Here is a 17,659-nt window from a genome sequence, read left to right on the forward strand (position 1 = left end):
TCTTCTGTTGGGCACCAGCGCCCACTCATGGGGCGGTCGCCTCTGCCGCTTCGCCCGAGCGACACCCATACGGCGAGCAACCATCTGGGTCGCCGTACTCGCTGATTTCGTCGTCGATCGTCATCTGGGCGTCGGCCCATTCCCGTGACGTCACGCGCCCGATCGGCGCGATCGACAACGGCACACGTGACCGATGTAGGAAGGCCTCGCCGTCGAGCGGCTTCGCCGACGCACCACCCTTGCGGATGCGTTCGTCGAAATCGCAAGCGTCCGCCCACTGCTCGGGGTGCTGGTCGCGCATGATCCGCCACTGCTGGTTGCCGTGGAATGGGCAGCCGATGCACGCGCTCTTGGCGGTGTGGCCCCAGCCCGAGGCCTTGAGCCAGCGTTCACACGCCTTCCGATCCATGCCCAGCTCGAGGAGCGGGTAGCGGGGCCGCTCGTACTGCACATCGAGACGGTCGCGGACACGGTGCACCTCGTCCGTGGAGAATCCGATCCACTGCTCGGCGTACACGCCGCGGGGCACGCGGATCGGGTGCGGGTATCCGAGGAGCTCGCGAACCTGCTTCTTGATCGGCTTGAGCTTGTACTCGCTGGTGCACTGCCGGCGGCCCATGCCGTCGCTGCCGTCTGCGTTCCGAGTGAAGTACGGCACCGATACGAATCGACGATCCGGATCGAGGAAGTCGGACCGCAGGTTCCCGGACGTCACCCGGTGCAGCGGGATGCCGGCGCGGTCGAACTCGGCTTGCAGTCGGTCGACCTGCTCGTAGACAGCGGGTGGCTCCCAGCCGGTGTCGGCGAAGATGGCTGCGTTGAGGCCAGGCAGCGTGCCGTCACAGGCCATGAGCGCGAGGACAGTCGACTGCACACCGGCGCCGAGGGACAACACTCGAATCGCTGGTTCGCTCATGCCTTGTCTCCGTCCACACGCACAAACGGAGCCCAGCGTTCGACCGCCCAGTCCGGGTGGGTGTTTGCGAACTCGACGCCCGGACGCCATTCGGTGATCCGCTGGCCGTCCCGATTCACGAACACCGGGCTCTTATCGCCGTACCGGGTCGATCCCTGGTAGCGCACACCGTCCGGCACGTCCTGCCATGTCGGCCAGGGCTTCCCCGGTGTGCCATCCGGCCCACTGTCCGGGTGGTCGCTGGGATCGTCGCAGTCGCCCGTGTCGGCGAAGCAGCCATGCTCGTGCGGTGATGCATCGCAGTCGCCGGCGCCCGTGCACCGCCCGCTGTCCGGGACGGGCACAGCAGGCGGGGTGTCGTACGGGTTGAGCGGCGGATCGTTCGGAATGCCTCCGGGCAAACTCTGATTCCCGGCGAAATCGAATCCCTCCTCGAACCCCTCGTCCCACGCCTGTGCCGCGCCCGTCCCGCCTTCGGGGAGTAGACGCCCATCAGCCGCGAGGAACGCGAGGATGAACTTGACGTACTGAATTCGCCGCTCTTGCTCACTCGTCGACAGGTCGTGCCACTGGTTGTATCCGCCGAACTCTTCCTGGACGAGTCGCTTCGCAAGCTGGAGAACCTCAACCTCGCGGGCTGCCTCGGCCTCCCAGGCCTTCACTGCATCGCGAACGATGAACAGTGCGGAGAGGCTGCCATCCGGGCCGATGTGCCCTGACTGCTCGAGCGCGTCGAGTACGCGGTGTGCCAGCTCGGGTGTGATCGTGGCGTTCATGCCTCACTCCTTGGGGTTGCAGTGGTCCCGCCGTCGGCACACTCGGCGAGGTGGGTGCCGCGGTGCACGAGCTTCGGTGCCACGCGCCGGCGGGGCATCACGTAGACGGGCAGATGGCAGTGCTCACAGGTGTCGGTCATCGGATCCCCCTGACTATTCGGTCGGCGACCGCGACGACATCGCCTGCGGCCAAGACGATTGCGGCAGCGACGCCGGTCGCCGTCAGAGCGACGGCGAGGACAGCATCGGAAAGTCGGCGAGTCATGCGGCACTCCGATCACGTTGGATCTGGCGTTCGGACACTCCGAGCTGGTCGGCGATCGCGCCGGCGGACAGGCCCTGGGCGGTCAGATCGGCGACCTGCTCGACGCGGTCCGCGCGTGCACCGCTGCGATCGGCGGTGGTGCGGGCGGACCGGGGTGGTGTCACCCGCGGGTCGTCGATGTCGTAGCCCTCCCACTCGAACGGGTTCAACCAGCCCTTGCGGGCCGCAGACGCGCGCGCAATCTTCGACGGGCCAGGAGTCGCCGACAGTGCTTCGTAGACGTCACGGATCCGGGCCCACGTCCGGTAGTCGATGCGCGTGCGGCGTTGCATGGCGGTGAGCGCGGTCGCCTCCATGCCGATCCGGTCGCCGATGTCTCGCGCGCTCCAGCCGAGGGCCTGCAAGGCGCGAGTGCGTCGCAATGCGCCGATCGTGAGGACGGTCCGCTGATTCGGGTGCGGCAGTGGCTGCACCCGTGTCAGCCGCTCAGCCACCCACACCCGCGTCTGCTGATGGACGCCGTCACGGATGAACCGGACGGTGGTGTCGGGCACCCCGGCCTGCCAGGCGATCATCCGCGGGTTCATGCCGAAGCCGAGGAGTTCGAGGACGTGCGCCCGAACCGGGCCGGCGTCGACGAGGGTGTCGACGCCGGCCGCCGCCATCTTGCGTTTGCGGGCGATCGAGTGCTTCGTGCTCGGCGCCCAAGCGATCTGCGATCGAGGGTGTGCGCGGGTGCTCACTGTGGTTCCTTCAGGTCTGCGAGGCGGCCGTCGATGACGGCGCGCACGGTGGTGCAGTCTTCGTCGGCGAGGGCTGCGGCCTGCTTCCACAACTTCCGGAGGGCATCGACGTCGGGGGCCTCTTCGACGGCGGCAAGGAGCGAGCTCGCGTCGGCTTTCACCGCAGGCTTCGAATCCGTCTGCGACGCTGCGGGCATCGGCTCCACGATGTACGGCGCACGCTTCCCACGGGTCACGGTGAGCGCCAACTGGAGGCGCTTGTCGATGTGGGAGAGGTGGCTGACGCGGATCCCGCCGACGTCCTGGCCGCCGAACCTGACAGCGGGGTCGCGGAACAGGGTCATCCGCCGGCCCGCGTAGCCCGACGCGTCCGCGCCCCACGCGGCAACCAAGATGCGCCGCACCGTCTTGCTAGGCCGGAACGGCCGGCCGGGGAACTCCACGAGATGGACGTTCACCGGCTGCTCAGCTGAGCCTTTCGTGACCTTCTCGACCGTGACGGTGCGAGGGCCGCTGAGAAGGTCTTCCGCATTGAGCTGGTCAGACCTCGGTGCAATCGATTCTGTGAGATCCATCGTCAGACCACCATTTCCATCTCGATGATTCGTTCCGTGAGGGGGAATCCGACGACCGACTCCGCATAGAGGCGGATCATCTCGGCGGCATTCGCTTCGAACGCGTGAACCGCGGCCGTGATCGCGTCGAACCACCGCTGATCCGGGTACACGCGCTTCACCCACAGGTGCATGCCGCCGGAATAGCTGATGTAGTCGATCCACTTCCGACCGGACACCAGCAGCCCGCACTGCAGTTGCGCCATGTTCTCGGCCGGCGGGTGACCAGATATGACGGTCTCGACCTGCTTCTTCTGTCGACGGGACTTGATCTCGATCAGTCCGTCGTCACCGACCAGGCCGTCGGGCGAGTAGCCGATCCGGACGCCGTTGTCGTCGCGGATCATCATCCCGATCTCCCGCACGGGCGCGAAGTGCTCGCTGTAGATGTCGCGGGCCCGGGGTTCGTCCTCGATTCCGCGGAGCATGTCGTCGCTGACATACGTCGGGTCGGTCCAGTTGGTGATGCGTTCCGCGACGAGATTCGCTGTGACACTGCGGGCTGTGTCGTTCCTGGCGGTCTCGAACACGATGCTCGAGCTGCCTCGACGTGCGGCCTCGGCGCGCTCGGGGTGCAGCGTCTTGATCGTGGCGCCGGCCTTCATCTTGCTGCGGCACGGATCGTTCGCGGGTGCGTCGCAGGCGGGGCAGGCGTAGTCGATCGCCGACAGCGACCGAGTGGTGATCAGGTTGCCGACGACCGACGCTGTGACGATCCCTCGGCGCTGGGCGTGCCACTCGTCCGTCCCTTGCAGTAGGTCTGGGAGTTCGATCAGCTTCGGGCCGGTCATGCTGTCTCCTCGAGGTAGTCGGCGGCCAGCTCGTCGCGGGACGTGAGATCCGGTGCGAATGTGTGGATCCGGCCGAGGGTGTTGAGCCGGTCGGGGCTGTAGCCGGTCCAATGCATGTCGCCGGCCGTGACGACAGGGAGGGCCTTGTAGCCGAGTGCAGCGACTGCCGCGGCCGCGTCCGGGTCAGTGGTGACGTCCCGATACGTGTGCGGGGTGCCCTGCTTGTCGAGGTGCCGGACGGTGAGCTTGCAGCCCTGGCAGCCCGGTTTGCCGTAGACGGTGACCGCGACAGGCTGGTTCGGGAAATCGGTAACAGTCATTCGTCGTCCTTGGGGTCGTCCATCATCTCGCCGATCTGGTGCCACTGATCGCGAGTGAGCTGGAAACCGAGCTGCACCTCGTCCTGCTCGATCAGCAGGAGGACAGCGCGCTGGTTCGTAGGGAATTTGAGGGTGGGGCGGGCCACCAAACTGGTGTGCCCGTCGCGGATTTCGATCACGGTCGGCTCCTGTAGTGCGCGATGAAGAAGGCGGTTTCGAACCGGTCGTCGTGCGTGAACTCGGTCCGGTAGGTGGGCAGCCCGTCCCGTCGGGCCCGCGCGTACTCGTGCGAGCCGACCTGCTGCCACGGGCTGAACCCGGCTGGTGTCGGTGGCATCACTGCCTCCCGACGATCGCGTTGGCAAGCTGGTGGTACGGGTCCGCTTCCCACTCGGCTTGAAGGTCTTCGATGCGCCGGCGCTCGGCAGCGAGTCGCTTCTCGCGGACGGTGCGGTGGTCCGGGCCGGAACACACCGGGGTGCACGGGGCTTCACGCCACATCAGATGTCGGTGGCAGTACCACCAAGACGGGGGGATCATCGGCCCTCCAGTTGGTCAGCGATCCGGTTGTCGCGGGCCCGGTCCCATGCGTCAGCCGGGTCGGCGAGCGGATCGAACAACTTCGGCGCGTTGGGGTCGTCGTAGCGGATGCGCTCGATCGGATCGGTCATGGCGCACCCCAGCCGATTGCGGCGAACATCGCGACCACACCGATCACGCAGCACCAGACGAGGAGCGTCGTCCACGCGTGACGCCGGCAGTCACACCGAAACTCGTCGGCCGTGTCGAGGATCCGGTCGTCGTCGTCGTCGTGCTGCTGCGCTGCAATGTGATCCGGCCAGAAGTTGCTGTGGTCGGTGTCGGTCATGCGCCACCGCCGTCAGGGGCAACGCCCCAGCGCGCCGGGATCTCATCGAGCCAGGCCTGGAGCCGGGCGACGACGGCGCGCGCCTGCTCCTCGTTGAGATGCACATGACCGGGTGAAGTTGTCTCACCCGACTCGACTGCCAGCCATACGTGCGGACCGCTTGCCGCCGAGGACTCGTAGACGTCGACGGTGTGCCCGTACGTGGTCGCGACGGGGGTTCCGTACCGATGGAATCCGCGTGGAGTAGTCGTGATCTCGATGTCGCTCATGCCATCACCTCGGCGAGGAGGAACGCCTGGAACACCGAGACGGGGATGCCGTCGCGGTGGCAGCCGCGGCCGGTCGGCGGATAGTCGACGCCCATACGGGCGTACAGCTCTTGGATCGTCATGAACCCTCCACAGGGTGTAGTCATCTGCGCAGCAACCCATCCAGGGGTTTCGCGTCGAAAGAAGTGGGGCCGGTGGTGGCAGGCGGGTGCGGCCATCTGGACCGCGAACAGGAACCCCAGTCGGGGCCCGCCACCACCGGTGGACTAGGTGGTCGCCGCGATGATGTCGGCGGCCAGGGCGCGCGCCTCGGCGTGGGACAGAATCAGCAGCGCCGGCAGTGCACCAACCGGAGCACCGAGGATTGCGATAGCCTCCGGGCTGATCGGAAGCACCTGCGGACCAGACGGCTCGGGTGGCCGCGCACACGCACGGTCCGCGGCGAGAATCTCTTCCGCAGCTCGCAGTCGCCGGGCGGCAGTCTCATCCATGCAACTCATGCCGCCTCCTCGTTCCAGCGGGCCAGATTCCGGGCGACAGCCTCGGCGCCGGCCGGGGTCAGCAGCAGCGTCTGCTGCACCTCGCCGTTCACACGCGGCGCCTTGTGCAGCGGCCGCAGCCGGAAGTACGACTTCTTCTCAGCGAACGCCCGGTACTGGTGGATCGTCTCCTTGCGGCCCTTCGAGTTCGACCAGCGGCTACCGGTGACCCGGTAGATCCAGCGGTGCTCGATGAGGGTTTCGCGGAGCGCGGCTTCGCCGATCTGCAGCTGGTTCGCGAGAGTACGGAACTGGATCAGGTCTTCGTCGGCGACGAACTCGTTGACGTACGCGGCCTTCGGTGCGAGCTCCGCGATCGTCGCGTCCTTCGCTGCGAGGACCTGCTTGGCTTCGACGAGCGCGCGAGCCATCAGCTCGGGGCCGGTGAGTGCCGGCGTCCCGTAGGCGCCGGTGCGGCGGATGGTCGGCAGCACCTCTGCGGTGATCCACCGCCGGAAGCGCGCGGCCTCCGGCTTGTCCGAGCGGATCACGACCTCGTACATGCCGGGCTCCGACACGAGGATCATCTGCTGCGGACCACCCGAGGTCTGAAGGGTGTGAGTCTGACTCACCCCCTCCGCCAGGCGATCTCGGACGCGGGAGGGTGTGCCGAGTCCGAGGACTCGACACAGATCGGTCAGGACGAACCAGGGTTCGCCGTCGATGTCGAGCACACGTACGCGCTCGTTCTCGTACTGGAAGGGGACGAGTTGTGCAGTAGCATCTGACACGTCTACCTCCTTCTGGGTGTTTGGTTGGACATCGGCCGCCGGCAGCTGGTACCTGCTGGCGGCCTTCTCGTTTCATCCGCCCCACGAACGAGGGGGCGGGAATGGCCTGGTGGCATCGGTCGTCAGAGTTGTCTCCGCCGCATGGAATACGACGGGTTCGGCACCTTGAAACCAGAGGCAGGTGTATGAGCTGACGCGCTCACCAGGCGAAACATCACGCTATGAAGGTGTGAAAGGGCGACCCACGTGGGAGCGTGGGGTGAAGATGTGATGCGGGAGCGGCCTAGATCAGGCCAGGGGAGTGTCTACGCTGTGCGCAGACGTCGACGCTTGCGCGCCTTAGGGTTTCGCATGTACTCGTCGATATCGTCGCGATGAATGCGCCAGGAGCCGTTTCGTCCGGCGGCCTGGAATCCGACGAGCTGTTCGGTGTGGAGAAGGTGCAGGACGGTCTGCGGGTGGCGGCGCATGTACTCGCCTGCCTCCTTGACCGTCATCCACGGGCTGCCGCTGGTCATTTCGAACCCACGTCCCGTTCCGGCAGGAACTCGCTGACTTCTCGATTGAGCGCGTTGGCGATGAGGGCGAGTTGGTCGACGTCGAAAGGTCGAGTGGCCTTGAGTCGGTGTCCTAGAGTGGTCCTTGGGATCCCGGTCTTGACCGCGACCGAGTGGAGGTTCTCCCCGGCCTGATCGATAGCGGCTTGGACTGCTTCCGCTATCCGGGTGCTGAGCTTGTCCATACGGACAACTCTATTGCCCAAACGGGCAAATTGCAAGGGTAAATCACAAGCGTATCGTTTGCCCGAACGGGACGTAGGTTCGCCCAAAGGGATTGCCCTTGTGTCCATATGGACATATGTTGTAACGCATGGACACGGATACGACCCGCGATGCCATTCGTAACGCCATCGGCAATGAGATACGCGCCGCACGTGCGCGCCGGGGTATTACACAGAACGAGCTGGCGGACCAGTCCGGAATCTCGCACACAACGATCGTTCGTCTCGAGTCGGGGAAGAGGACTGTCGACGTCGTTCAGCTATTCGCGATCTGTAAGGTCCTGGACGTCGACCCCGGCGTGCTGCTCGACGCAGCCCAGTCGGCGCAGGGCGCCGAGGAGAGCTGACGCGCGGACGCGGAGCGTGTTCGCCTCGGTGACGACTTCGTCAATGTCCGGTACTGCCATGTAGATCCTCCCCGTTCGAACAAGTATTCGAATGATAAAGGGAAACCAGACCAACCGCCAGCATCTAGCAAACGACGCGCCGTAGTAGACAGGGGGACGACGTGGCATCGGTGAGACAACTCCCATCCGGCAAGTGGCAGGCGCGCTACGTCGACAGCGCCGGCCGTCACCGATCCGCCGGCAGCTGGCCCAACCAGAAGATGGCACTCGGCAAGGCGCAGGCCGCCGAGGACTCCGAGCGCATCGAGCCCACGAGTGCCGAGGCGGCCCGGATGACATGGGGCGAGTGGAAGCCGCACTGGGAAGCCGGCAGGCGAGTCGCAGCTGGCACCGCAGGACGCGATCGTGGCCGACTCGCAAAGCATGTGGACCCGAAGTGGGGCGACGTCAAGCTGAACAAGATCACGGGGCACGGAATCCAGGTGTGGCTCCGCGAACTCGAGGACGCAGGACTGTCCGCATCATCGGTTCAGAAGTGCTTCCACCTGCTCTCGTCATCGCTCCGCGCTGCCGAGTTCGCGCGCATGATCCCGTCGAACCCGGCCAAGGGGGTGAAGCTCCCGAAGGGCGGCAAGAACGTCGATCGATACCTCACTCGCGATGAAGTCGCTGACCTGGCCGGGGTACTCGACGACGCCGATCGGCTCGTTGTCGAGCTGCTCGTCGGAACGGGGCTGCGTCTCGGGGAGGCTCTCGGATTGCACTGGGAATCCGTCGACCTGTCGCGCCGAACGATTCACGTCGCGCGGTCATGGGATCCGGTCGGCGGATCCATGAAGCCCCCGAAGTCGTGGCAGCAACGGACGGTCCCGATATCCCGCTCCCTCGCGGAGTTGCTCGAGAAGGAGCTGCGCGGTCGAGGTCCCGGATCGCCGCCGGACGTCGAGTACCACCGAGAGGTGCGCGCGCGGTCCGGGCTGGTGCTGCCGGCCCGCCGCGGCCACGGGCCGCTGGGGGAGAAGCATCTACGGTCACGATGGAACGACGCGTTCGCACTCGCTAGTGTCGTCCGCACGAAGCGTGGCCAGGAGCCCATCGCCCCCGCACGTATCCACGATCTCAGGCACACCTACGCCTCATGGCTGGTGCAGGACGGCGTCTCGATCTACGAACTGAAGAACCTTCTGGGGCACGAGTCCGTGAAGACGACGGAGCGCTACGCGCACCTGGCGCCCACGCAGTGGGATGCGGTTCGGGCGGCACTCGGTGACCCGCCCGCCGGCCGTGCCAAGAAACGTGCCAACTAGGGGCACATTCAGACACTCGCAGAGACTGCAGTGAGGGCGAGGAAGTTGGCGAGAGTTTGCTGGTAGAGGTGCGATTTACGCACGCTCACTCACTCTGACTCGGATACCGAGATCGCTCTTTTAATCCGCAGGTCGTAGGTTCGAGCCCTACTGGGGGCACCACCCCTCACCAGGCGATAAGCCGGGTGGGGGGTTCTGCATTTTCGGAACGTGCCACCCGCGTGCCAAACTCACCGCCTTTATCGCTCGTGGTCAGCGATGTGACTCGCCCGCAGAGTTGTCCATCTGGACAAACGAAATCGCGCTGTGCCAAGATCGCTGCACAACAACAAAATGAGACCCCGGCGAGCGCGCCAACGCTCCCGGGGCATGGTCCGACTTGCTAAGGAGTCGAACAGTGTCCGAGCATACCCATGCCTTGGGTGGGATTCGGCGAGGCCCGCGCCGCGCTGACCACTTCACCATCCTCTCGAATGCCGTCCTCAACGACAGCCGCTTGAGCTTCCGCGCTCGCGGTGTCCTGATGTGGCTCCTCTCCAAGCCCGCCGACTGGCGGACCCGCTCCGAATCCATCGCTGGCCAGTCTCCGACCGAGGGCCGCGACGCCATCCGGACCGCCATGCGCGAGCTTGAGTCGCTCGGCTACCTCGTCCGCCAGAAGGTTCAGGACGACCGCGGCCGCTGGCACACACTGCAGACGATCTTCGAGGAACCCGTCGATACGTCTGCCGGTCCGGGGCCTGAGAAAGCGACCCACGGTCAGTCCGACAGCGGCGAGCCCGTCGCTACCCAAAGGACTGAGTCACGAAGGACTGAGACCAACCACCCCACCGCCTCGACGTCGCCGATGCAGCGCGCGCCACGGCGCACGGGGGTGGTGGTGTCCGCTCACGCTGAAGGTCGGTTCGACGCCATCGCGGCCGCCTGCCGCGACAAGGGCCTGGCCGCCCGCTGGGATGCGCTGAAGGCCGCCGACGTCGACGACATCACGCGGCTGCTCGAGACCCACGGTGTGCCCGCACTCGTCACCGCTGCAGTGTCGGCGCACCAGCCTCACAACCCGACCCGGTACGCGCAGGGCTGGATCGGCGCCTGGTCCGCGCTCCCACTCCCGCGTCGTATCCAAGCTCCGCGGCCCTCGTGCGGCGAGTGCGTCGAAGGATGGATCGAAGACCCTGCCGACGGCCGCCCGATCCGTCGCTGCACCTGCCGGACTGCGGTCGCCGCATGAGCCACCTGCAGACCGCAGTCGCCTACCGCGAGCGCTACCCACGCACCTCACCCGAATACGCCGCCGTCGACGGACTCATCGACGTACTGATCGAGCACTGCATGTTCGACTACGCCACCGCCCACGAGCTCGGCTACCGGAACGGAATCCAGCGATGACCCGCCACCTACCCGCCGCAGCGACGTACGCGATCGCTGTCCTCGCGTTCGCGCTGTCGTACTCGAACCTCGCCGCGCTGGCTGGCCGCGCCGGATACGGGCCCGTCATGGCGCACGTGTGGCCGCTCGTCGTCGACGGGCTCGCCGTCGTCGCGACCGCCGCGGTGATGCGCCTGCCCGCGTCCCGCGTCTACGCCTGGTCGCTACTCGCGGCCGCGACCGCCGTGTCGATCGTCGCGGGCGCCGCAGCACACCTCCTGCCCGCGGGGCCGCTGCCCGGGTGGGCGGGCGCGGCCGTCGCAGTCGTCCCGCCGCTATGCCTGCTCGTCGCGCCGCACCTCGCAGTGCAGCTTCGTCGCAACGCAGCCGATACGTCGACGGCGGACGTCCTCGTCGTCGAGGCCGTGACACACCGCGACGTAGCGACGCCCGTCAAGTCTGCGACTGTTGCGGCACCCGTGACACCTGCGCGCGACAACGGCGCTGACCAGGATCGACGCAACGCGACGCAGCCCGACGCGCTGTTCGACGTGCCAGCGCCGGACGATGCGCCGGCGCCGATGACCCGCGACGAGATGAAAGCCGAAGCGCTCCACTTGCTCGCGACAACCAACATGTCGCAGCGCGCCGTCGCCGCACGCCTCGGCACCTCCGAAGCGTCAGTGCGACGGTGGCGCAAGGAAGGCGACGCAGCCGACGCGACACCAGCCCTTGCCGCGGTCGGCGGGTGACGCAACCGACCGGTTGGTGCGCTGGCATGATCCGACGCATGAAGAAGAAGATGATGATGATCGTTGTTGCGGCCTCTGCATCGGTGCTCGGGCTCGGGGCGTGCTCGAGTACCGATGCCGATGCGACGGCCTCGTGCCCGGCCTCGAGGCCGATCGACAACCCGGACTTCGCCGCTGCTGTGCAGGCGGTGCAGCTTCCTGATGGCGCGACCGTCACCGCGGGCCGGTACACGCCAATCGGGAGCGACACCGGCATGTTCGGTGCTGCGATCGACATCTGCGACCCATCGGTCACCTCGGCCGACGATCTGCGGGAGACCGCGACGGCATACGCGAAGGCATTGAAGGCGTCCCCGATCGCTGGGCAGATCGACGCTGTCTGGGTGTCGAGCTACCAGGTTGACGGCGAGACTGTCGTGAACGAAGTGAAGCTGAAGGACCCGGACTTCCAGATGCGCCTGTGGAACGGGATGCCGTCAGCAGAAGCTGAGCAGAAGAACTGGGATGTGCTGGCCGGCTGATCAGCAGACCGTAACGCCCCGAGTGATTCTCGGGGCGTTCGTCATTTCTGGACCTGCCCGGACTTTGCACTCCAAAAGTGTTGCACGTTGATTATCGACAGTGTATAGTCATAGTTACAACAGCAGAGAGGAGGTGAGCGGATGACCGAAAGCCGAATGGCACTGGTCGTGGGGATTCTGACCCTGATCACGAACATCGTGATGGTGATTCAGAACCGCAAGGCCAAGCCCAAGAGGCGAGGCAGGCACCGCAAACGGTGACCCTCAGGTGGGGATCGGAACGCAGCGCACGCGCTCCGATCCCCACCGGAAAGGGTCTCACGAAATCACCCCACGGAGAAGGAGAGGGATCATGCTTGACGTCATGCGACGCAACTACGACATCGTCGGCACAGCCGCCACCGGCGGCGCGCTGTGGGCGCTCCACGCGCCTTGGCCGTTGTGGGCCGTCTGGGGCGGGATCATCGTGTTCATCACCCAGGACCGAATCCGGGCCGCGCGCCATGCCTGAGCGTCCCGCGGTCTACATGTCGCGCGTCGAGTTCGCCGAACGGATCGGAGTCCAGCCCGGCGCGCTGAGCCGGTACAAACTGCCGCCGCCCGACGTTGTCGTCGGGCCGCTCAACGACGACGGCACCATCCCGCGCGGCACCGTGCGCGGATGGTTGCCCGCGACGATCGACGAATGGAACGCGAACCGCCCGGGGCGTGGCGCTCGAACCGACTTGAAAGGCGACGGATGAGACGGCAAACCGCATCAATCGTTCTCTGGTCGCTTGTCGTACTGGGCGTCATGGGGGCAATCGGCTGCATCAACAACACCACCTACATGGCCGCCGCGTTGTGGGCGATCATCGGGCTCGCGGCCGCCGGCGGTTTGGCCCGCCGGCGAATCCGCGCGGTCCAGGCCGAGCGTGATCGTGTCGCCGCAATCGCAGCCCGCGCCGACAACCAGAACAGCGCCTACCTCGGCGGCGACCCATCGGGCGTATACGGCGAGTTCCGCCCGTAGGCGGGGCGCCGGCTTCTACTCGGGGATGAGGTCGTCGGGCTTCATCGGGAAGGGGTAGGCGCCGGGTGCGTCGCCTACCGGTTCGATGGTGAGGCGCCCGTAGTCGTCGGGACCCTCGGTGATAGTGAAAACCGTTGCGCCGCCGGGACGAATACGGACGCGGTCGCCGACCTGCATGATGCTGCTACCTCTCGAAGAACTCGACTGGACCCTATCGCTCACGCTTCCGCCGCCAACGGTCGCCGTAGTCTCGCCGCCCCCAGTGGGGTGGGCGGTAGATGACGGCGCCGCATTGGCGGCAGTCGTAGGTGCGATGGCCGCCGCGTTCCGTGCAGCTGCAGGCGAACCATCCGACGAGCACGCGACCAGGCCCGAGCGGGTGCCCGTTCGGGCACTGCTTGGGTGCACGTTCGTAGCTCGGCACCCACCCATTTTCGCACACACGTTCGATTCTGGTGTTACGCTCCATGCGGTTGCCGAGCGAGGGAAGCGCACGGCAACCCCACCGGGCGCCCCATCCGTCCCCCCTTTTGGAAGGGGCGCCCGGCCACACATTCGGGAGGCCATGATGGAAGCGTTCGGAGCGCACGACTTCGTGAACAACTACCCGTTCAGCGAGCTGCTGCCGCTCGGCTGGCGAGTCGAGCACGTCGATTCGCCCAAGGATCGCGGCAACGGCGAGGGCATCATTCGAGTCGCGCGCTTCGTCGATGGATTCGGCCGCTACATGGTGTTCGATGTGAACGCGGCCGGCGGTATGAGTCTGCACGCGACCTACATGCCGAACGACTCGTTCACGGTGGTAGCGAACTACGCAGCTGCTGCACTGCGGCTGGCGGCATCGTCACCCTTCGCCTCGGCCGAGGAGTTGTGCGCGCTTCCCGGCGTCGAGTTCGGACACCGCTTCGTCGAGGTGTAGCTCACGGCGGTTCCTGCCCTTGCTCCCGATAGTGCTGGTCCATCTCCAGCTGCCAGAGCGCCAGATCCCACGCCGCCGTCTCATCCATACCGGGTTCGACGCGGAAGGTCTGCGGTCGGTTCCCGAAACGACGAAAGGCCCCCACCCTCGGAAGGGTGGGGGCTTCGTCATGGCTCGGCGATGTTGATGAAGGTGTCGGCCCCGGGCATCACGTAGCGCTGCGACGAGAGGCTCGTCGAGGTCAGGATCCACACTGAGAGGACGTCGCCTGGATTGACCGCGACGGCGTTGAGGGTGCGGGTCAGGACGGTTGTCGAGCCAGGGAACTCGACGTTGTCACCGAGGGCGACATCGTTCAGAGTCACGCGCACCGACCGCGACAGGGTCGAGGTGCTGATGATCCGCAACGAGACGGAGACGTCGACCGTGCCGCTGCCTGTGACGACGAGACCGTTCGTCCCGGCCTGTCCGAGCGAACCGTCCGCGAGCTCCCATCCGGTGACCCGCGTCCATGTGTTCTGCGGGTAGGGGAAGTTCGGACTCAACTTCACGACCCGGCTCGGGAACGCGTGCTGCACAACCGTGGTCACAGACGCCGCGCCGTCCATCGACGCCGCGGCGGTCGCAGACGTTACCGGGACGCTGACCGCTGACGCGTTGCCGTTCATCGACGCTGGCGCTGTCGCGAACCCTGCGATCGATACGGAGGCGGCTGCGTCCATGCTGACGACCACTTCGGCGACGCTGATTCCAGCGATCTCCCCGACAGTGTCCGCGAAACCGTCCATCGTGGCCCCGGCTGTACCGCTGTAGACCGGAGTAATCGCCGCGGAAGCGACGGCATCGATCGTGATGGCCGCATCGATGTTGCGGAACACGAACGCTGTGCCGTCCATCGACGCCGGCGCGGAGACGCTCACGGCGGGGACGAACGTCGCTGACGACGTGCCGTCCATCGACACCAGGGCGGTTCGCCACGGGAGCACCTGAGACACCGCGGACGCGACGCCATCCATCGACGCGGCAGCATCTCGGAGTGGAATCGGCGGTGGAGGAAACGCGACAACTGCACCGTCAGCGGACGGGAAGTCGGTCGCCGCAGTGTCCGGGCCCGGTAGCCGGGTGAACCCCGTGTCCGGGGCCGGAAACTGCACGGCTAGGTCCAGGCGACGTAGTTGGCGTTGTACGAAGGTGTCACCTTGATCTGGCCCGCCGGGGTCACGGTCGCGTCGACGGTATCGATGATGTCCAACAGGGTGGTGCCATTCCATCGGCACATGTGCGTGACGGTGCCCATGAAGTTGAACGTCATCTGCGAGCCCGTCACCACACCGCCAGACGCGGACCCGAACGTGGTGGACTGGCGCGCGTACCCGTTGCCGGACGCTTCGTTCGCGGTCCCTGCCGCGCCGGGATTGCCGGTGTGCAGGCTGTAAGTGGCGCCGAGCGACGCCCAGTGATTCGCGAGCGCGTTCGCGGTCGCAGCGACAGTGTTGGCCATTGGGGCTCCTTAGAAGTCCTGTGTTTCAAAGTAGTTGGTGCGGATGGACCAGCCGCCCATCCAGACGTAGTCGTCGGTGGTTCCGGTGGCCTCGTTCGGGTAGCGCACCAGGATCTCGAACGCGGTGCCGTGTGGAATGACGGCCGCCGAGCACTCGGCGGCTTCCTTCCGCCACCGCACGGTCGCGCCCTCGATCTCGCCGGGCCACGTGACGCCGTTCGCCCACACGATCTCGATGACCGTGTTGGGTGGAATGCCTCCAGCCCGGTTGGTGCGCTCGAAGATCCAGTCGCCGTTGGTGAGTTCGATCGTCTCGTCGATCGGTGTCCAGCCAAGCGTCATGGCGCCTCCGGTTCATGGGTAGTCGGCGCGTACCCGAAGGCCGCGTCGAGAAGCGGATTGAGCTGCTCGTCTACCGCGCGCTGAAGATCTCCACTCCACTGCTCGACCCAGGCTGGTGAAGGGCCAGTCATCAGCAGTACCCAGCCGTCGGGCACTGCGCTTGCATCGTCGGATCGATCGACGCGAGTCTCGCCGGTTGCGGTGTTGAGCAGCCACAGATGCTTGGCGATCGGTTGCACTGCAGTGAGGGAGACGAACTCGTCGAGCTCGTCGGGAGTGACGTGCAGACGTCCGTCGATGCTCATCATGATGAAGCCCCCACTGCCGCCCACATGATCTTGCTGTTGTCGTAGTTCATCGAGTTCATTCCGATCGTCATCGGTAGCGCGTCGACGTTGTTGATGTAGGCGTGCCGCGCCAACGGCACCGTGCCCGCCTGCTCGGAGATCCCGGTCTGGAAGACGCACCCGATACCGCGGGGGCGCTGCGCGAGACCAGGGGCGATCTGCAGTGTCGCGACGGCGAGGAGTTGGTCGTTTGCGGCCGACTGAGTCATGTTCGTACTCAGGTGGTATCGCATGCGCTGACCGGTGAGGACGTTCAGCAGGTTCCCTGAGTTCCACAGCAGCTGCATTCGGTTGTTCGGTTTGTCGTAGACGTAGATTCCGACGTACCAAGCGTCGATATCGAAGATGCCGGTGTCGGCGCCGGTGATGATGCGGACCACTTCGAGTGGCGTCGGGGTGTCCCGGCCACCGCGTACGAACGCGAGATCGAGAGTCCTTTTCGCCTGCGAGAACGCTGGAATCTCCGACAGTGCGTACGCGTTCCCATCGAAGTACCGAACGCGATTCATCATCGAGTCCGGAAAGGAGACGAGGTCATAGCCCCCGGTGGACGACCAGATTGGTGTGGTCGTCCCGGTGCCGACGAAGTCCTCGAGATCGGCGATCTGCTCGCCCTGCGTCTCGATGAGCTGGTTGTGTGCGCGGACCTGGTTTCCGAGAAGGTTGAAGTCCGAACCGAACAGCTTCACACCGTTGTACCGATCATTCACCTGGCCGTAGAGCGAGGCTTTCCACTGCGCCTCGGTCCTCTTCGCGTGCGCGGCCAGCCCGCCGCCGCCGGATACGCCACCAGACGGCACGCCACCATTGGGCGCTGTCATCGATTCACCTCCTTGTGCTGGATCCGCCACACGACGAGCAGCCGGTGAAGGAGGGTGAGGACCAGCGCGAGCACGACGATCGCCCTCACCTCGGCGCGGCCCGGATAGTCCCCGAAGATCCAGACCGAGGCGAGTTGCGCACCGATCAGCCCGAGAGCGACGGACGTCGCCATGACCGACCTGCCGGCCTGGGTTGCGCGCCAAGGTGACCGGGTGCCGTAGACGATCGCGAAGGTCCAGGCGAGCACCGTCATCGAGACGAGCAGGATCCGGGCTTCCGTCTCTGGCGGGTAGACGGCAATGACCGCGGCACCCAGCAGTGCGGCGACGGTGAGTGCCACCTTGATCATGCGTGTCTCCTCTTGCCCATTGCGATCTCGATGGATTCGCCGAAGTGGTTGCGGCGGCGAGATTCTTCGATTCGCGTCATCACCGCGTCGACGCGCTTCTCGCGCGTGCATTCATCCACGAGTGCGGCCTCGACCCGCTCGAGCTGCTCGCGCTCGTGCTTGATCCTGCGCAGCCACCGCATCAGCGCTCACCGCCAGACCTATCCGGATCGGTCACGGACTGGATCTTGGCGAGCGTCTCGGCAGAGGTTTCCGCACTCGGCAGCAGCCGGTCGATCTGCCCATCCCGCTTGGACAGGAGCTCCTCGAGCTTATCGATGCGCTGCTGCTGCAGGCCGACGATGGTCTTGTGTACCGGTCTCGGGATAAGGGCACCAACCAGGATGAGCAGGACTGCCAGTGTCAGCAGTCCTGTCAGTCCCAGGTCGGTGACCGCGATCCCCGCGATCTGCTCCACCG

General features: G+C 66.0%; 37 protein-coding genes. 10 read left to right on the forward strand and 27 right to left on the reverse strand.

Going from position 1 to position 17,659, the window contains the following annotated elements:
• Positions 1-25: 25 nt before the first annotated feature.
• From C7H75_RS04865 to C7H75_RS04930, 18 genes are all read right to left on the reverse strand, one after another.
• The gene (locus C7H75_RS04865) at positions 26-916 is read right to left on the reverse strand and encodes an adenine nucleotide alpha hydrolase family protein (RefSeq protein WP_106851029.1); all 891 of its coding nucleotides are present in this window, start codon (positions 914-916) and stop codon (positions 26-28) included.
• Positions 913-1,692 (reverse strand): hypothetical protein, encoded by a 780-nt coding sequence (locus C7H75_RS04870; RefSeq protein ID WP_106851030.1) that lies wholly within the window; start codon positions 1,690-1,692, stop codon positions 913-915. Before C7H75_RS04870 ends, C7H75_RS04865 begins: the two co-directional genes overlap by 4 nt.
• Entirely contained in the window at positions 1,689-1,832 is a 144-nt protein-coding gene (locus C7H75_RS25880) for a hypothetical protein (RefSeq protein ID WP_175280016.1), read from the reverse strand. Before C7H75_RS25880 ends, C7H75_RS04870 begins: the two co-directional genes overlap by 4 nt.
• A gap of 121 nt (positions 1,833-1,953) precedes the next feature.
• On the reverse strand, positions 1,954-2,700 hold the full coding sequence (locus tag C7H75_RS04875) for a response regulator transcription factor (RefSeq protein ID WP_106851031.1): 747 nt from the start codon (positions 2,698-2,700) through the stop codon (positions 1,954-1,956).
• Positions 2,697-3,275: a hypothetical protein gene (locus C7H75_RS04880; RefSeq protein ID WP_175280017.1), complete on the reverse strand. Its 579-nt coding sequence runs from the start codon at positions 3,273-3,275 to the stop codon at positions 2,697-2,699. Before C7H75_RS04880 ends, C7H75_RS04875 begins: the two co-directional genes overlap by 4 nt.
• 2 nt (positions 3,276-3,277) lie before the next feature.
• Positions 3,278-4,105, reverse strand: a complete 828-nt coding sequence (locus tag C7H75_RS04885; protein ID WP_106851032.1) for a YqaJ viral recombinase family protein — start codon at positions 4,103-4,105, stop codon at positions 3,278-3,280.
• Positions 4,102-4,425 (reverse strand): glutaredoxin family protein, encoded by a 324-nt coding sequence (locus C7H75_RS04890; RefSeq protein ID WP_084978734.1) that lies wholly within the window; start codon positions 4,423-4,425, stop codon positions 4,102-4,104. Before C7H75_RS04890 ends, C7H75_RS04885 begins: the two co-directional genes overlap by 4 nt.
• A complete protein-coding gene (locus tag C7H75_RS04895; protein WP_106851033.1) occupies positions 4,422-4,604 on the reverse strand; it encodes a hypothetical protein in 183 nt (60 codons plus the stop codon). The genes C7H75_RS04890 and C7H75_RS04895 overlap by 4 nt, the downstream gene beginning before the upstream one ends.
• Complete coding sequence (locus tag C7H75_RS25885; protein ID WP_175272071.1) at positions 4,601-4,762, reverse strand: hypothetical protein; 162 nt, start codon at positions 4,760-4,762, stop codon at positions 4,601-4,603. Before C7H75_RS25885 ends, C7H75_RS04895 begins: the two co-directional genes overlap by 4 nt.
• Entirely contained in the window at positions 4,762-4,965 is a 204-nt protein-coding gene (locus C7H75_RS04900; RefSeq protein ID WP_106851034.1) for a hypothetical protein, read from the reverse strand. Before C7H75_RS04900 ends, C7H75_RS25885 begins: the two co-directional genes overlap by 1 nt.
• Positions 4,962-5,096 (reverse strand): hypothetical protein, encoded by a 135-nt coding sequence (locus C7H75_RS26290; RefSeq protein WP_262510139.1) that lies wholly within the window; start codon positions 5,094-5,096, stop codon positions 4,962-4,964. Before C7H75_RS26290 ends, C7H75_RS04900 begins: the two co-directional genes overlap by 4 nt.
• On the reverse strand, positions 5,093-5,293 hold the full coding sequence (locus tag C7H75_RS04905) for a hypothetical protein (RefSeq protein WP_106851035.1): 201 nt from the start codon (positions 5,291-5,293) through the stop codon (positions 5,093-5,095). The genes C7H75_RS26290 and C7H75_RS04905 overlap by 4 nt, the downstream gene beginning before the upstream one ends.
• Positions 5,290-5,562 carry a hypothetical protein gene (locus C7H75_RS04910; protein ID WP_106851036.1) on the reverse strand — a complete coding sequence of 91 codons (273 nt, stop codon included), beginning with the start codon at positions 5,560-5,562 and terminating at the stop codon, positions 5,290-5,292. Before C7H75_RS04910 ends, C7H75_RS04905 begins: the two co-directional genes overlap by 4 nt.
• Positions 5,559-5,684 (reverse strand): hypothetical protein, encoded by a 126-nt coding sequence (locus tag C7H75_RS26295; protein ID WP_262510140.1) that lies wholly within the window; start codon positions 5,682-5,684, stop codon positions 5,559-5,561. The genes C7H75_RS04910 and C7H75_RS26295 overlap by 4 nt, the downstream gene beginning before the upstream one ends.
• Before the next feature lie 144 nt (positions 5,685-5,828).
• Positions 5,829-6,053 carry a hypothetical protein gene (locus tag C7H75_RS04915; RefSeq protein ID WP_106851037.1) on the reverse strand — a complete coding sequence of 75 codons (225 nt, stop codon included), beginning with the start codon at positions 6,051-6,053 and terminating at the stop codon, positions 5,829-5,831.
• Between the two features lie 5 nt (positions 6,054-6,058).
• Positions 6,059-6,832 carry a phage antirepressor gene (locus tag C7H75_RS04920; protein WP_233281859.1) on the reverse strand — a complete coding sequence of 258 codons (774 nt, stop codon included), beginning with the start codon at positions 6,830-6,832 and terminating at the stop codon, positions 6,059-6,061.
• 305 nt (positions 6,833-7,137) lie between these two features.
• A complete protein-coding gene (locus C7H75_RS04925; RefSeq protein WP_081205188.1) occupies positions 7,138-7,350 on the reverse strand; it encodes a helix-turn-helix domain-containing protein in 213 nt (70 codons plus the stop codon).
• Positions 7,347-7,574, reverse strand: a complete 228-nt coding sequence (locus C7H75_RS04930) for a helix-turn-helix domain-containing protein (protein WP_005515235.1) — start codon at positions 7,572-7,574, stop codon at positions 7,347-7,349. The genes C7H75_RS04925 and C7H75_RS04930 overlap by 4 nt, the downstream gene beginning before the upstream one ends.
• 128 nt (positions 7,575-7,702) lie before the next feature.
• Between C7H75_RS04930 and C7H75_RS04935 the strand changes: the two genes are divergently transcribed.
• The 9 genes from C7H75_RS04935 (at position 7,703) to C7H75_RS04965 (ending at position 12,920) form a co-directional block, all read left to right on the forward strand.
• A complete protein-coding gene (locus tag C7H75_RS04935; RefSeq protein ID WP_005515234.1) occupies positions 7,703-7,960 on the forward strand; it encodes a helix-turn-helix domain-containing protein in 258 nt (85 codons plus the stop codon).
• A 161-nt stretch (positions 7,961-8,121) separates the two neighbouring features.
• On the forward strand, positions 8,122-9,267 hold the full coding sequence (locus C7H75_RS04940; RefSeq protein WP_106851039.1) for a tyrosine-type recombinase/integrase: 1,146 nt from the start codon (positions 8,122-8,124) through the stop codon (positions 9,265-9,267).
• 397 nt (positions 9,268-9,664) lie between these two features.
• Positions 9,665-10,498, forward strand: coding sequence for a helix-turn-helix domain-containing protein (locus C7H75_RS04945; RefSeq protein ID WP_106850992.1), 834 nt, complete (start codon positions 9,665-9,667; stop codon positions 10,496-10,498).
• Positions 10,495-10,656, forward strand: coding sequence for a hypothetical protein (locus C7H75_RS25890; RefSeq protein ID WP_175280014.1), 162 nt, complete (start codon positions 10,495-10,497; stop codon positions 10,654-10,656). Before C7H75_RS04945 ends, C7H75_RS25890 begins: the two co-directional genes overlap by 4 nt.
• Positions 10,653-11,387: a DUF2637 domain-containing protein gene (locus tag C7H75_RS04950; protein WP_106850993.1), complete on the forward strand. Its 735-nt coding sequence runs from the start codon at positions 10,653-10,655 to the stop codon at positions 11,385-11,387. The genes C7H75_RS25890 and C7H75_RS04950 overlap by 4 nt, the downstream gene beginning before the upstream one ends.
• Before the next feature lie 38 nt (positions 11,388-11,425).
• Positions 11,426-11,908 carry a hypothetical protein gene (locus C7H75_RS04955; RefSeq protein ID WP_159025963.1) on the forward strand — a complete coding sequence of 161 codons (483 nt, stop codon included), beginning with the start codon at positions 11,426-11,428 and terminating at the stop codon, positions 11,906-11,908.
• 352 nt (positions 11,909-12,260) lie between these two features.
• On the forward strand, positions 12,261-12,419 hold the full coding sequence (locus C7H75_RS25895) for a hypothetical protein (protein WP_175280015.1): 159 nt from the start codon (positions 12,261-12,263) through the stop codon (positions 12,417-12,419).
• Positions 12,412-12,651 (forward strand): hypothetical protein, encoded by a 240-nt coding sequence (locus C7H75_RS04960; protein WP_005515317.1) that lies wholly within the window; start codon positions 12,412-12,414, stop codon positions 12,649-12,651. The genes C7H75_RS25895 and C7H75_RS04960 overlap by 8 nt, the downstream gene beginning before the upstream one ends.
• Positions 12,652-12,701: 50 nt before the next feature.
• Positions 12,702-12,920: a hypothetical protein gene (locus C7H75_RS04965; RefSeq protein ID WP_106850995.1), complete on the forward strand. Its 219-nt coding sequence runs from the start codon at positions 12,702-12,704 to the stop codon at positions 12,918-12,920.
• 15 nt (positions 12,921-12,935) lie between these two features.
• Here the strand turns inward: C7H75_RS04965 and C7H75_RS25650 are convergent, their stop codons facing one another.
• Positions 12,936-13,097, reverse strand: coding sequence for a hypothetical protein (locus tag C7H75_RS25650; RefSeq protein ID WP_159025964.1), 162 nt, complete (start codon positions 13,095-13,097; stop codon positions 12,936-12,938).
• A gap of 388 nt (positions 13,098-13,485) precedes the next feature.
• Between C7H75_RS25650 and C7H75_RS04970 the strand changes: the two genes are divergently transcribed.
• Complete coding sequence (locus C7H75_RS04970; RefSeq protein WP_081205148.1) at positions 13,486-13,839, forward strand: hypothetical protein; 354 nt, start codon at positions 13,486-13,488, stop codon at positions 13,837-13,839.
• Between the two features lie 167 nt (positions 13,840-14,006).
• Here the strand turns inward: C7H75_RS04970 and C7H75_RS04975 are convergent, their stop codons facing one another.
• From C7H75_RS04975 to C7H75_RS05010, 8 genes are all read right to left on the reverse strand, one after another.
• Entirely contained in the window at positions 14,007-14,855 is an 849-nt protein-coding gene (locus C7H75_RS04975) for a hypothetical protein (RefSeq protein ID WP_084978768.1), read from the reverse strand.
• Between the two features lie 140 nt (positions 14,856-14,995).
• Positions 14,996-15,340 (reverse strand): phage tail fiber protein, encoded by a 345-nt coding sequence (locus tag C7H75_RS04980; RefSeq protein WP_005515310.1) that lies wholly within the window; start codon positions 15,338-15,340, stop codon positions 14,996-14,998.
• 9 nt (positions 15,341-15,349) lie between these two features.
• Positions 15,350-15,682, reverse strand: coding sequence for an LtfC-like domain-containing protein (locus C7H75_RS04985; RefSeq protein WP_106850996.1), 333 nt, complete (start codon positions 15,680-15,682; stop codon positions 15,350-15,352).
• Positions 15,679-15,990, reverse strand: coding sequence for a hypothetical protein (locus C7H75_RS04990; RefSeq protein WP_159025965.1), 312 nt, complete (start codon positions 15,988-15,990; stop codon positions 15,679-15,681). The genes C7H75_RS04985 and C7H75_RS04990 overlap by 4 nt, the downstream gene beginning before the upstream one ends.
• The gene (locus C7H75_RS04995) at positions 15,987-16,850 is read right to left on the reverse strand and encodes a hypothetical protein (protein WP_159025966.1); all 864 of its coding nucleotides are present in this window, start codon (positions 16,848-16,850) and stop codon (positions 15,987-15,989) included. The genes C7H75_RS04990 and C7H75_RS04995 overlap by 4 nt, the downstream gene beginning before the upstream one ends.
• A complete protein-coding gene (locus C7H75_RS05000) occupies positions 16,847-17,200 on the reverse strand; it encodes a putative phage holin (RefSeq protein WP_084978765.1) in 354 nt (117 codons plus the stop codon). The genes C7H75_RS04995 and C7H75_RS05000 overlap by 4 nt, the downstream gene beginning before the upstream one ends.
• Positions 17,197-17,382 (reverse strand): DUF7620 family protein, encoded by a 186-nt coding sequence (locus tag C7H75_RS05005; protein WP_005515303.1) that lies wholly within the window; start codon positions 17,380-17,382, stop codon positions 17,197-17,199. Before C7H75_RS05005 ends, C7H75_RS05000 begins: the two co-directional genes overlap by 4 nt.
• On the reverse strand, positions 17,382-17,657 hold the full coding sequence (locus C7H75_RS05010; RefSeq protein ID WP_084866072.1) for a hypothetical protein: 276 nt from the start codon (positions 17,655-17,657) through the stop codon (positions 17,382-17,384). The genes C7H75_RS05005 and C7H75_RS05010 overlap by 1 nt, the downstream gene beginning before the upstream one ends.
• Positions 17,658-17,659: the final 2 nt, after the last annotated feature.

It is taken from the genome of Rhodococcus (subgen. Prescottella) equi (assembly GCF_003013675.1).
GTDB lineage: Bacteria > Actinomycetota > Actinomycetes > Mycobacteriales > Mycobacteriaceae > Prescottella > Prescottella equi.